Below are 11,586 nucleotides of genomic sequence, written 5' to 3' on the forward strand. Positions count from 1 at the left end.
GCGCCGTCACGCTGGCGGCTTTTCGCTTTTGCATTCAAATCCGGCGCGCTGGGCCGCGACCTCGTCGGCTTCGCCCTCGCGCAGCGCCAACAGCCTGAACAGCGCGAACCCCTTTGACCGCGGGGCGACCACGCGCAACTCACCCGTGTCGGCGGCCGCCGCTTCGTCCTGCTCGTCGCGCGCCGCGTCGATGGCCTCGGCCTGGCTGCGGGTGACGATGAGAATGTTGAAGCGTCCGCCCGGCGTCTGGCTGTCGGACCCCGAATAGACGATCGCGCCATCGGCGAGTCGCACCGACACCGAAAGCGGATGATCGCCGTCGGCCGTCGCGCGCAGGCGCAGCGGCCCCCCGGTGAGATCGAACCGGCACACCGCGAGGAAGGCGAAGGGATCGGAAAAGCTCGGACCTGGATTGTCAGGCGTCGCGCGCGGCAGCAGCCGGATTTCGCCAACGGGAAGGTTGGCGGCCAGCCGGCGATAGGCGGAATGGGGCGCCAGCGCGGGCAGCGCCAGCAGGCTGAGGAGATGCACGGCGACCGCCCCGAACACGACCGCCAGCGCCCAGGGGATCAGCCCGATCGCGCGGTCAAGCCTGGAAATCCGGGCGCTCATGGGCACGCTCCACGCGTGATTTTCGGCAGGCTCAGCCCGTCATAGGCGCTCGACAGCGCGCTTGTGCTGGCCTGGTAGAGCCGCAGGGCGAGGACGAAGCTCCGCGTGCTCCCGAGCGGCAGCCAATTGCCCGGCCGCGCCTGCCGCGCCGCCGCGATGACGAAATCGCCCGAGTCGGTCCGCAGCAGGCCGGCGGAGGTCAAGCCATGGCGATTGGCCGGATTGGCCTGGGGCCGGCCGCCTTCGCTGTAAGCCGCGAGGGTCCACAGCCGCGCCGGCAGGTCCGTCCCGGAAATCGTGTAGTCGCAGCGCGCATCGAGCGGCGCGCCGAGATCGTCGGCGCGGGCGATGAAGGACAGGCCCTCGTTCAGCCCGATCGGCGCGAAACCGTCCATGGCGACATTGGCGCGCTCGTAGGGATCGATCTCCGGCGCGCCGAGTTGCGGCCACGACGTCCAGGGACCGAGCCGCACCGGGTCGAAACCCGGCTCGCCGCTCACGGCGAGCGCGGTGGCGGCGAGGCCCAGCCCGAATGCGGCGAGGGTGGCGGCGAGCAGCGGACGCAATGACAAAATCCCCGACGACGGCGGCTAGAATCTCCACTGGATCGGACATAGCCATCCGCCGGGAAAAGTCGAGCGTTTAGTTGGCGCGCGCCGGCGAATCCGCCTTAAGGTTTCGCGTCCGGTTGGGGATCGGACCCCGGCCACAGCCGTCCGACCCGCGCGCCGAGCGCGAGCGCCTTGCCGGGAAGGCTGGCCGCAGCGTCGCGCCAGCCCTCGGCCTGGCGGCGCAGGGTTTCTCCGTCCGGCAAGCCGGGCTTGGGCAGGGCGACGCCGAACAGTTTCCAGCCTTCCGGTTTTTCCGCCGTCGCGGCCGCGGCCGCCGGCGCCGCGACGGAGGCGAGAGGCGCGCCGAGCCGGACCGGCTCCGCGCGGCGCGGCGCGTCAGGGACGCGGGCGATCTTGCGCGGCGCCGCCGGCTCTTTTATGGGCGCGGTGGCGGAGACGGGGAGTCCGGGATCCGCGACGGGCGCGAAACTGTTCAGGCTGGACAGCGCGGCCAGTTGCTCGGGATAATAGGAATAGGAGCGGGGGCCGTCGCCGCGCGCCGGCGCGACCGCCGCGATCTCGGGGATGGGCGCGACCTCGGGCGCGACGGGCTGGAAAAACAGCGCCGGCGCCGCCAGGAATGCGGCGCTCGTCAAGACGGCGGCGCCCGCCAGCGCAAGCGGAACCTTGAAGGCGGAAGGCATAAAGGCGAAACGGAAGGTCATCGGCCGGCTCCGGGGTCGATCGTGGCGCGATCAAGCACAAGCATTGCGGCGAAAGCGCGACCGAAATAGGCTGTTGTCAAGATCGGGCGCTGGATCGCGACGGGGTTCACGCGGCGTTCAGACTGGCCGAGACAATGTGGCGCATGGGCGGAAGAAGGGCAATCCTGTGCGGCATCCTGCTCGGCGGCTTGCTGGCGCTCGCCGGCGGGCCTGCTTGCGCGCAGCATTTTGGCGGCGGCGGCTTTGGCGGCGGCGGTTTCCCCGGCTTTCATTTTGGCGGCCCCAGATTCGACGCGCCGCGCTTCGATGGGCCGGCCCCGCACGAAGCCGGCCCGCCGCTCCCGCACGAACCCGATCCGCCCCCGCGCGAGCCGGTGGCGCCGCCGCCGCCCGAACTCGCCGGCGCGCGCAAATGCTTCAACCCGGCGGAGTCGCGCGCGCGGGTGGCGCAATTGCAACTGCGCCCGCCGTTCGAAATGATGCGCCGCGCGTCGAACCTCGCCGGCGCCCAGGCGCTCGGCGGCAAGCTGTGCCGCTGGGCCGATCTCGAAGTCTATGATATCAGCCTGTTGCGCGCGGACGGACGGGTGGTCCATGTGTTTCTTGACGCGTCGACCGGTCATGAAGTCAACGCGCCATCGCATCTGCATTGAAGGGGACGATACGTGCGCCTGCTCGTGGTCGAGGACGACAAGGATCTCAACCGACAGATCGTCGCGGCGCTGGAAGGCGCCGGCTATGCCGTCGATTCCGCCAGGGACGGCGAGGACGGGCATTTCCTCGGCGACACCGAGCCCTATGACGCGGTGGTGCTGGACATCGGCCTGCCCAAGCTCGACGGCATTTCCGTGCTTTCGGCCTGGCGCAAGGCCGGCCGCGCGACGCCGGTGCTGATTCTCACCGCGCGCGACGGCTGGACCGAGAAGGTGCAGGGCTTTGACGCCGGCGCCGACGATTACGTGGCGAAACCCTTCCATATGGAGGAACTGTTGGCGCGGCTGCGCGCCCTGTTGCGGCGCGCGACCGGCCACGCCACCAACGAACTGGTGTGCGGCCCGGTGCGGCTCGACACAAGAACCAGCCGTGTTCTGGTCAATGGCTCGACCATCAAGCTGACCTCGCACGAATTCCGCCTGCTGTCCTATCTGATGCATCATATGGGCCGCGTGGTGTCGCGCACCGAAATCGTCGAGCATCTCTACGATCAGGATTTCGACCGCGATTCCAACACGATTGAAGTGTTTGTCGGCCGGCTGCGCAAGAAACTCGGCGCCGATGTGCTGCATACCGTGCGCGGCCTCGGCTATGTGATGGACGCCAGCGTGGCCGGCGCCGCGGACTCGGCGGGGCGCTAGAGCGCGTTCCGTGAACTTTCGTTCACCGAACTTGCTCTAGTTCTTTGGTTTTGCGCATATTCTTTTCCGAAAACCGCGCACACTTTTCGGGAATATGCGCGAGAGCGCGTTCGCTGAACGTGCTCTCGTTTTTGTTTTTACGCGTTTTCTTCACGCGAACCGGACTCCGCTTCGCTTGAAAACGCTTTGGAGCGGAGAGGGGCAAGCTTGCGCGGCATTTTCACCCGCTCGATCGCGGCGCGGCTGTTCTGGTCGGCGGCGCTCGCCTGCCTGGTGGTGCTGACGCTCGCCGGTCTCGCGTTGACGGCGCTGTACCGGCAGACGGCGCAGGTGGCGCTCGACGAGCAGTTGAACATCTACCTCAGCGCGCTGGTCGCCGATCTCGTCAATCAACGCGACGATTCCAACAGCGAGCCCGGCCAGTTGGGGGCGCCGCAATTCGAACTGGCCATGTCAGGCTGGTACTGGCAGATCACCAAAATCGGGACCGCGCCGCCGGAAATCCGCACGTCGCGCTCGCTGTTCGCCTCCTATCTCCCGCATCTTCCCGAACAGGTCGCGTTGGACGCGCAGGGGCGCAAGCGCGGCGAGATCGAGGGACCGGAGAACAAGTCGCTGCGCATGTTGGAGCGCGACATCGACGCCGGCGAGCAGGGCCGCTATCTGGTCCAGGTCGCCGCGACCACGGCCAGCGTCGAGGCGCAGGTCAAGCAATTCGATCTGGCCTTGGGCATCACCTTCCTCACGCTCGCTCTGCTGCTGGTCGCGGCCATGGCGGTCCAGGCGCGCTACGGCCTGCGCCCGCTGCGGGCGCTGCGCGGCGATGTGATGGCGGTGCGGCGTGGCCAGGCCGACCGCATCGCTGGGCGATTCCCCGACGAAATCGCGCCGCTGGCGGCGGAATTGAACCTCCTGATCGCGACCAATCGCGAAATCGTCGAGCGCGCCCGCACGCAGGTCGGCAATCTCGCCCATGCGCTGAAGACGCCGCTGTCGGTGCTCGTCAACGAGGCCGAGGCCGAATCGACCCCGCTGGCGGAAAAGGTGGTGGAGCAGACGCAGGTGATGCGCCATCAGGTCACCTTCTATCTCGACCGCGCCCGCGCGGCCGCCCGCGCCGGCGCCATCGGCGTCGCCACCCCCGCCGCGCCGGCGCTTGGCGCCATGGCGCGCGCCATGGGCAAGATTTACCCGCGCATCGACCTGTCGGTGGATTGTCCGGACTCTCTGCGCTTTCTCGGCGAAAAGCAGGATTTCGACGACATGCTCGGCAATCTCATCGACAATGGCTGCAAATGGGCGCGCGGCGAGGTGCAGGTCCGCATCGAGCCGGCCGGATCGATCGGCGAACGCCTGTTTCTGCGCGCGCTGATCGACGACGACGGCCCCGGCCTCGCGCCCGAGCGCCGCGCGGAAGCCTTGCGGCGCGGGCGCCGGCTGGACGAGAGCAAGCCGGGCTCCGGCCTCGGCCTATCCATCGTCAAGGAATTGGCCGAAGCCTATGGCGGCCGGCTGGAATTGCGCGACTCAGCCCTTGGCGGTCTGCGCGCGGTTCTGCTGCTGCCGGCGGCGGCGTGACTTTTTGTCTTTCGCGGCGCCGCGCCCACGGCTATATTGCGGCTTCGGCGAAGTCTTGGGGCGCGCCGGCTTTCAGGAGGTTTTGTCGTGCATTTTGTCGCGCGCGCGGGTTTCGCGCTGACCGTTCTCATTTCGCTTTCGGCCTGCAATGCGACTCCGGCGGAGCCGCCCGTGGTCGCAGCTCCGACCGCGCCGCCGGCGCCGCCGCCCTATGCCGGCCTCCCCAGCGGATCGCTCGGCCAAGCCCTTGACGCCGCCAGCAAGACTGCGGCGAACAAGGCGGAAGCCGCCGCCCTGGCCTCCGGCGAGCGCAAGACCTGGCGCGGCGAGAGCGGCGCCTATGGCTATATCGCGCCGGGCGCCGCCAATGGCGATTGCCGCGACCTCACGCACACCATCTATGTCAATGGCCGTCCCAATGTCGGCAAAGGCACGGCCTGCAAGAGCGGCGAGAGCTGGAAGCTCAACGGCTGAAGCGCGGCCGGATGGAGCCAGGATAGGCGCGCTTGGACAGGCGCGCTTGCGCGATCAGGGCGCCGAACTCGGGTTAACATCGCTGATTGCGGCGTCGATGACTTGGGTCGATGACTTGGCTTGTCCCGGTCATCGACGCCGTCGAAGCCACGTTCCGGCGCGCATGTCTTGACGCGATCCCCCGGATCACGTCCGGGGAGGGCATGACGGCGCCTGTCAGCCCGGATTCGCAGACCGGCCTGTGCGTCGCTTTCTATTTCAATTCCGCGCGAATCTTCTGCAACTCGGCTGTGCGCTCGGCGCTGACCTTGGGATAGGACAGCTTCAGCTGCTCCATCCGGTCGAGAACGATGTGCGAGACGATCAAGCGCGCATTTTGCTTGTCGTCGGCGGGCACGATGAACCAGGGCGCGGTCTTGGTGCTGGTTTCGCTCAGCGTCTGTTGGTAGGCGTGTTGGTATTCGCTCCAGAAGCCGCGCTCGACCATGTCGGCCTGGGAAAATTTCCAGTTCTTCTCCGGCTCGTCGATGCGGGCGAGGAAGCGCTTGCGCTGCTCGTCCTTGGACAGATGCAGGAAGAATTTCAGCACATGAATGGTGTTGGCGCCGAGATGGCGCTCGAAGGCGCGGATCGAACGCATGCGCTCCTTCCAGAAATCGCCGTCGGCCTTGGCGGGATTGAAGCCCTCGGACGCCAGCAGTTCCGGATGCACGCGCACGATCAGCACGTCCTCGTAATGCGAGCGGTTGAAAATGCCGATGCGGCCGCGCTCGGGCAGGGCGCGATAGGCGCGCCACAGGAAATCGTGCCCCAGTTCGGCCCCGCCGGGATGTTTGAAGCTGGTGACCTCGCAGCCCTGGGGATTGACCCCGGACATGACATGGCGAATCATCCCGTCCTTGCCCGCGGCGTCCATGGCCTGGAAGATCAGCAGCAAAGCGTGGCGGTCGGTGGCGTAGAGCTTTTGCTGCTGCTCGCTCAGCCGCGTGATGTGATTGGCGAGATGCGCCTGATAGTCTTCCTTCGACGCATGGAAGGGCTCGATCCGCGTCGGCCAAGCCTTCAGATCCACGGTCGTGTCCGGCTTGACGCGAAAATCGTCGGTGTCGATGGGTTTCATGTCGGTTGCCCCGCCTCGACGGTTCGCTTAGAGCTTTTTCACGTTTCGTGGAAACATGAAAAAGCTTCAGATCTTTGTTTTAACGCATTTTCTTAACGCGAACCTTTGTCCGCTTCGCTTGAAAATGCTCGAGAACGCCGCCGATACAAAAGCGACGCCGGGATTTCACGCCCGCCCTCGCGCGCTTCAGGCGAGAATCCAGCCGAACACGCCGCTCGAAGCGAGGCCGATGGCGACCAGGCCCCATTCGAGCAGGCCCCATTCGCGCACCAGTTCGCGCGAATCGGCTTCGGGCTGGTTCTGCGACAGCAGGCGATTGTTGACCGGCACGACGACGAAATAGAAATAGGGCCAGCTCGTCGCGACGATCAGCGCGCCAAGCAGCCAGCGGATGTCGCCGACGCGGCCATAGGCGGCCAGGCCCGCGAGCGCCCCGGCGACAGCCAGCGCGCCGAGCAGGGCGAAGCCGCGCCGGTCGCTCGGCGCCCATTCGCGCATCATGGAGGTGTCGTCCAGCGCCAGCCGCGCCGGCTGTTCGACCAGGGCAATGTAGAGAGCGGCGCCGGTGAAGGCGGCGGCGAAGGCGAAAGCGATCAGTCCGGCGAGCATTTCTGGCTCCAATGGCGCCGGTCGAGCGGCGCGGTCCTGGTCGCGGCGCCTAGGGACGCCGCTCAAGCGCTCATAGCGCTTTTGCGCACAAGACGAAAGCCTCGCGCGGCGCCCGGCCGATATTAAGGATTGGTTAGCTTTGATGCTGGCATGATCGATGCTTGGAAGAAAGTCTAACATCCGCTGGTCCTGCCGGGCTGCGGAACAGCAGTCCGGCCGGCGCGTTCAACGAGAATCAAGGAGTTGACGATGCCGCTTCCCCGTTGCGTCTATTGCGGTCTCCCGACGCGCGTTCACTTCGCGTGGTGTCAGGAGAGCGGCGCCAAGGGCGCCATGCCGCCCGAAGCCCTGCGCCCCGGCGCGATCGTGGTGGAAGCGCGCGAATTGCGGTTCTGCAAGCCGGTCGCGGCAGGCAAGAGCCGGCGCTAAGGTCCAACGGGCCGCACGTCGCTTCGCCGGTCTCCGCGCCGGCGCGGCCGTTGCATTGCGCGCGTTTTTCAGCCAGACAGGGATTTCATCCCCAAAACTGGTTCGAAAGATGAAACGCGCCCTTTCCGTCACCCGCGAAGAAAACTTCCCCGAATGGTATCAGGCGGTGGTCGATCAGGCCGATCTCGCCGAGACCTCGCCGGTGCGCGGCTGCATGATCATCAAGCCGTGGGGCTGGGGCGTCTGGGAGCTGGTGCAACAGGCGCTCGACAAGCGCATCAAGGAAACCGGACACGAGAACTGCTACTTCCCGCTGTTCATCCCGATGAGCTTCATCGCCCAGGAAGCCAGCCACGTCGAGGGCTTCGCCAAGGAAATGGCTGTTGTCACCCACCATCGCCTGAAAACGGTGGACGGCAAGCTGGTGGTCGATCCGACCTCGGAGCTGGAAGAGCCGCTGGTGGTGCGCCCGACCTCGGAAACCATCATCGGCGACGCTTTTCGGCGCTGGATCGCCAGCTATCGCGATCTTCCCGTCCTGGTGAATCAATGGGCCAATGTGGTGCGCTGGGAAATGCGCACCCGCCTGTTCCTGCGCACCACGGAATTCCTGTGGCAGGAGGGCCATACCGCCCACGCCACCAAGGAAGACGCGCTCGAAGAGACCTTGAAAATGCTCGAAGTCTATCGGGTGCTGGCCGAAGATATCCTGGCCATGCCGGTCATGGTCGGCGAGAAGCCGGAGAACGAGCGTTTCCCCGGCGCCGATTCGACCTTCTCCATCGAAGCCATGATGCAGGACGGCAAGGCGCTGCAAGCCGGCACCTCGCATTATCTCGGCCAGAATTTCGCCAAGGCGCAGAACATCCGGTTCCAGTCGGCGACGGGCGAGCTTGAATATTGCCACACCACGAGCTGGGGCGTGTCCACCCGCCTGATCGGCGGCGTCATCATGACGCATGGCGACGACGACGGCCTGCGCCTGCCGCCGCGCATCGCCCCCAAACAAATCGTCATCGTGCCGATGCTGCGCGAAAAGCCCGAAGACGCCGAGCTTCTGGCCTATTGCGAGAAGCTCAAAAGCGAGCTCGACCAACTCACAGCTTTCGGTCTCCCCGTGCGCGCGCATCTCGACAAAAAGCCGGTGCGCTCGGCCAACAAGCGCTGGGACTGGCTGCGCCGCGGCGCGCCGATCCTGCTCGAAATCGGCCCGCGCGACATGGCCGGCGACAATGTGACGCTGATTCGCCGCGACAAGCTGCGCGACGGCGACAAGGTGATTTCCACGGGTTTCGCGCGCGAAAAATTTCTCAGCCACGCTCCCGGCCTGCTGGCGGAAATCCAGCAAAACCTGTTCGACGAGGCCAAGGCCCGGCTCGACGGCAATATCCGCTCCGACCTCAAAGACTTCGACGCCATAGCCGCCTTTTTCGGCGCGGCGACCGACGACGACGCCCAGCAAGGTTTTAGAGGCTGGGTGCGCGCGCCCTGGGCGCGGCCATCGGGCGCGGATCTTGAGGCGATCGAAGTCCGGCTCAAGGCGCTCAAGCTGACGCTGCGCAATGTTCCCGTCGGCCAGGGACCAGCGTCCGGCGTCTGCGTGTTCACGGGCCGGCCGGCGGTCGAGGACATCATCATTGCGCGCGCCTATTGACGGCGCGCGAACAGCTCCGGCGCCATTGGGATTAGGTGCGGCGCCGGCGCTGTTTACAAATTTGTCATGACGGCCTAGGGAGTTGTCATAAAACGGTCGTAAAATTGTCACTTTGCGCGGGGGCGCCATGCTGGGCTGGTTGAGGGCGCTGATGCCCAAGGAAGATCGGTTTTTCGATCTGTTCGAGGCCCATGCGAAGATCGCGGTGGAGGCGGCGCTGTGCTTCCGTAAGTTGCTCGATGGCGGCGCCGATGTTCCCGCCCTGTGCGACCGGATCACCGCCTACGAACACCAGGCCGACGATGTCGCCCGCGACGTGCTGCTGGCCTTGCGCCGCAGTTTCATCACGCCGTTCGACCGCGGCGACATTCACGGACTCATCAACGATCTCGACGACGCCGTGGACCAGATGCGCCAGACCGTCAAGGCGATCTCGCTTTACGACGTGACCGCGTTCACGCCGCATATGGCGCGCATCGGCGATGTGATCATCGAGGTCGCGAAAATCGTCCAGGACACGCTGCCGCTGCTGCGCGCCATCAACGCCAATTCCGCGAAAATCAACGCCGCCAACGAGCGGGTCGTCAAGCTTGAGGACCAGGCGGACATCCTCTATCTCGCGGGCCTGAAGGAGCTGTTCCAGGCCAATCGGGACAAGGACGTCATGGCCTATATTGTCGGCGCGGAGATTTATTCGCATCTGGAAAAGGTCGTGGACAGCTTTGAAGACGTGGCCAACCGAATGAGCGGAATCCTGCTCGAACATTTGTGAGGCCATGATGGCCGGCGTCACTTATGCCCTGGTCGCGCTGATCGTCGTCGCCCTGCTGTTCGACTTCCTGAACGGCCTGCACGACGCGGCGAACTCCATCTCCACCATTGTCTCGACGCGGGTGCTGAGCCCGCGCTATGCGGTGGCCTGGGCCGCCTTCTTCAACTTCATCGCCTTCTTCTTCTTCGGCCTCCATGTCGCGCACACGGTCGGCAGCGGCATCGTCGACCAGCGGTTCGTGGACGATCATTTGATCTTCGCCGCGCTCTCGGGCGCGATCGTCTGGAACGTGCTGACCTGGCTGGTCGGCATTCCCTCCTCGTCGTCGCATGCGCTGATCGGCGGCCTTGTCGGCGCCGGCGTGGCCAAGGCCGGGACCGGCGCCGTGGTCTGGGCGGGCTTGAGCAAGACGGTCGCGGCCATCGTGCTTTCGCCGCTCACCGGCTTCTTCCTGGCGTCCTTTCTGATTCTCCTGGTGTCCTGGATCTGCGCGCGCCGCACGCCCGTGGCCGTCGATTCGACATTTCGCGTGCTGCAATTCTTCTCGGCCTCGCTCAACTCGCTCGGTCACGGCGGCAATGACGCGCAGAAGACCATGGGCGTCATCGCCGTGCTGCTCTATGCGCACGGCCTGAGCGGCCAGGAATTCGCCGTGCCCTTCTGGGTCGTGCTGTGCTGCCAGAGCGCGATGGCGCTCGGCACGCTGTTGGGCGGATGGCGCATCGTCCACACCATGGGATCGAAGATCACCCGAATCACGCCCATGCCGGGATTTTGCGCGGAAACGGGCGCCGCCCTCACCTTGTTCACCGCGACGGCGCTCGGCGTGCCGGTTTCCACCACGCATACGATCACCGGCGCCATTGTCGGCATCGGCGCTGTCAAGCGCACCTCGGCCGTGCGCTGGAGCGTGGCGCAAAGCATTGTCGTCGCCTGGGTGCTCACCCTGCCGGCGTCGGGCCTGACGGCGGCGCTCGTCTATTGGCTGGCGGGGGTGTTCACATGAAGCCGGTCAAGTCGATCAAGCCGGTCAAGTCGATCAAGCCGATCAAGCCGAACAAGAAGTCCGGCGAAGGGATCGCGCGCCAAGTCGCGGCTCTGCCCTGGCGCTTGACCGATCGTCTCGAAATCATGCTGGTGTCATCGCGGCAAACCCGGCGCTGGATCATTCCCAAGGGCTGGCCGATGGCGGGCCGCGCCGCCTTTGGCGCGGCGGCCATCGAGGCGCTGGAGGAAGCGGGCCTGCTCGGCGTCATCGACGAGACCCCGTTCGGCCGTTTCACCTATGCCAAGACGTTTTCGCGCGGGAGATCCGCCGCCTGCGAGGTCGATGTGTTCCCCCTGCGCGTGATCCGCCAGCGTCGGGACTGGCCGGAGAAGGGCGAGCGCGAGACCCGCTGGTTTGGCGCGGAGGAAGCGGCCGCGAACGTGTCCGATCCCGAACTCGGCGCCTTGATCGCGCGGTTCGCCGATTCGCGGCGCGCTTAGGCGACGAAGCGAAATAAACGCTCCAATGTTGGCGCCGCCATCCGCCGCAATCCTATGCTGAACCCGATCGCCTTGAGTCGCCATCGATTCAGGTGTTGCGCTGCGTCGCCCTGAAGCATGATCCCAAAAAGTGGACACCGGTTTTTGGAAAAGATCATGCGGTTCCGAAGGAACTCAAGAGTATTCCCGATTCAAGTGAAGCGGGGATGCTCCATGCCC

Annotated in this window: 14 protein-coding genes; 9 read left to right on the forward strand and 5 right to left on the reverse strand. The window is 65.9% G+C overall.

The annotated features are described in order from the left end of the window. Window positions 1–6: 6 nt before the first annotated feature. The 3 genes from CCR94_RS13220 to CCR94_RS13230 all read right to left on the reverse strand — a co-directional run bounded on the left by CCR94_RS13220 (window position 7) and on the right by CCR94_RS13230 (window position 1,888). Complete coding sequence (locus tag CCR94_RS13220) at window positions 7–612, reverse strand: hypothetical protein (RefSeq protein WP_104508312.1); 606 nt, start codon at window positions 610–612, stop codon at window positions 7–9. Beyond that, window positions 609–1,178, reverse strand: coding sequence for a DUF1214 domain-containing protein (locus tag CCR94_RS13225; RefSeq protein WP_104508313.1), 570 nt, complete (start codon window positions 1,176–1,178; stop codon window positions 609–611). Before CCR94_RS13225 ends, CCR94_RS13220 begins: the two co-directional genes overlap by 4 nt. Before the next feature lie 104 nt (window positions 1,179–1,282). Continuing rightward, the gene (locus CCR94_RS13230; RefSeq protein ID WP_104508314.1) at window positions 1,283–1,888 is read right to left on the reverse strand and encodes a hypothetical protein; all 606 of its coding nucleotides are present in this window, start codon (window positions 1,886–1,888) and stop codon (window positions 1,283–1,285) included. A gap of 143 nt (window positions 1,889–2,031) precedes the next feature. On the opposite strand from CCR94_RS13230, the gene CCR94_RS13235 reads away from it, so the two are divergent. The 4 genes from CCR94_RS13235 to CCR94_RS13255 all read left to right on the forward strand — a co-directional run bounded on the left by CCR94_RS13235 (window position 2,032) and on the right by CCR94_RS13255 (window position 5,295). Further along, window positions 2,032–2,541, forward strand: a complete 510-nt coding sequence (locus CCR94_RS13235; RefSeq protein WP_170068947.1) for a PepSY domain-containing protein — start codon at window positions 2,032–2,034, stop codon at window positions 2,539–2,541. Window positions 2,542–2,553: 12 nt separating this feature from the next. Further along, window positions 2,554–3,243 (forward strand): response regulator transcription factor, encoded by a 690-nt coding sequence (locus tag CCR94_RS13240; protein ID WP_104508316.1) that lies wholly within the window; start codon window positions 2,554–2,556, stop codon window positions 3,241–3,243. Window positions 3,244–3,450: 207 nt separating this feature from the next. Beyond that, complete coding sequence (locus tag CCR94_RS13250) at window positions 3,451–4,821, forward strand: ATP-binding protein (protein WP_210302328.1); 1,371 nt, start codon at window positions 3,451–3,453, stop codon at window positions 4,819–4,821. A gap of 87 nt (window positions 4,822–4,908) precedes the next feature. After that, window positions 4,909–5,295 carry a hypothetical protein gene (locus CCR94_RS13255; protein WP_104508318.1) on the forward strand — a complete coding sequence of 129 codons (387 nt, stop codon included), beginning with the start codon at window positions 4,909–4,911 and terminating at the stop codon, window positions 5,293–5,295. A gap of 253 nt (window positions 5,296–5,548) precedes the next feature. On the opposite strand, the gene CCR94_RS13260 is transcribed toward CCR94_RS13255, so the two are convergent. Beyond that, window positions 5,549–6,415 (reverse strand): ADP-polyphosphate phosphotransferase, encoded by an 867-nt coding sequence (locus CCR94_RS13260; protein ID WP_104508319.1) that lies wholly within the window; start codon window positions 6,413–6,415, stop codon window positions 5,549–5,551. 186 nt (window positions 6,416–6,601) lie between these two features. Then, window positions 6,602–7,024, reverse strand: a complete 423-nt coding sequence (locus CCR94_RS13265; RefSeq protein WP_158254754.1) for an anthrone oxygenase family protein — start codon at window positions 7,022–7,024, stop codon at window positions 6,602–6,604. 249 nt (window positions 7,025–7,273) lie between these two features. Here CCR94_RS13265 and CCR94_RS13270 point away from each other — a divergent pair, with 249 nt between their 5' ends. The 5 genes from CCR94_RS13270 (at window position 7,274) to CCR94_RS13290 (ending at window position 11,367) form a co-directional block, all read left to right on the forward strand. After that, complete coding sequence (locus CCR94_RS13270) at window positions 7,274–7,453, forward strand: hypothetical protein (protein ID WP_104508321.1); 180 nt, start codon at window positions 7,274–7,276, stop codon at window positions 7,451–7,453. Window positions 7,454–7,562: 109 nt separating this feature from the next. Further along, on the forward strand, window positions 7,563–9,107 hold the full coding sequence (proS, locus tag CCR94_RS13275; RefSeq protein ID WP_104508322.1) for a proline--tRNA ligase: 1,545 nt from the start codon (window positions 7,563–7,565) through the stop codon (window positions 9,105–9,107). A gap of 127 nt (window positions 9,108–9,234) precedes the next feature. Next, window positions 9,235–9,879, forward strand: a complete 645-nt coding sequence (locus CCR94_RS13280) for a DUF47 domain-containing protein (RefSeq protein ID WP_104508323.1) — start codon at window positions 9,235–9,237, stop codon at window positions 9,877–9,879. Between the two features lie 4 nt (window positions 9,880–9,883). Then, window positions 9,884–10,885, forward strand: a complete 1,002-nt coding sequence (locus CCR94_RS13285; RefSeq protein WP_104508324.1) for an inorganic phosphate transporter — start codon at window positions 9,884–9,886, stop codon at window positions 10,883–10,885. Beyond that, window positions 10,882–11,367 (forward strand): NUDIX hydrolase, encoded by a 486-nt coding sequence (locus tag CCR94_RS13290; protein ID WP_244594060.1) that lies wholly within the window; start codon window positions 10,882–10,884, stop codon window positions 11,365–11,367. The genes CCR94_RS13285 and CCR94_RS13290 overlap by 4 nt, the downstream gene beginning before the upstream one ends. The last annotated feature ends 219 nt before the right edge of the window (window positions 11,368–11,586 follow it).

It is taken from the genome of Rhodoblastus sphagnicola, from assembly GCF_002937075.1.
GTDB lineage: Bacteria > Pseudomonadota > Alphaproteobacteria > Rhizobiales > Beijerinckiaceae > Rhodoblastus > Rhodoblastus sphagnicola.

Excerpts from the sequence above, each read along its gene's own strand:
- CCR94_RS13235 (WP_170068947.1), top strand. The coding sequence starts at position 2,032 with ATGGGCGGAAGAAGGGCAATCCTGTGCGGCATCCTGCTCGGCGGCTTG.
- CCR94_RS13290 (WP_244594060.1), top strand. The coding sequence starts at position 10,882 with ATGAAGCCGGTCAAGTCGATCAAGCCGGTCAAGTCGATCAAGCCGATC.
- CCR94_RS13265 (WP_158254754.1), bottom strand. The coding sequence starts at position 7,024 with ATGCTCGCCGGACTGATCGCTTTCGCCTTCGCCGCCGCCTTCACCGGC.
- CCR94_RS13270 (WP_104508321.1), top strand. The coding sequence starts at position 7,274 with ATGCCGCTTCCCCGTTGCGTCTATTGCGGTCTCCCGACGCGCGTTCAC.
- CCR94_RS13230 (WP_104508314.1), bottom strand. The coding sequence starts at position 1,888 with ATGACCTTCCGTTTCGCCTTTATGCCTTCCGCCTTCAAGGTTCCGCTT.
- CCR94_RS13285 (WP_104508324.1), top strand. The coding sequence starts at position 9,884 with ATGATGGCCGGCGTCACTTATGCCCTGGTCGCGCTGATCGTCGTCGCC.
- CCR94_RS13280 (WP_104508323.1), top strand. The coding sequence starts at position 9,235 with ATGCTGGGCTGGTTGAGGGCGCTGATGCCCAAGGAAGATCGGTTTTTC.
- CCR94_RS13260 (WP_104508319.1), bottom strand. The coding sequence starts at position 6,415 with ATGAAACCCATCGACACCGACGATTTTCGCGTCAAGCCGGACACGACC.
- CCR94_RS13220 (WP_104508312.1), bottom strand. The coding sequence starts at position 612 with ATGAGCGCCCGGATTTCCAGGCTTGACCGCGCGATCGGGCTGATCCCC.
- proS (WP_104508322.1), top strand. The coding sequence starts at position 7,563 with ATGAAACGCGCCCTTTCCGTCACCCGCGAAGAAAACTTCCCCGAATGG.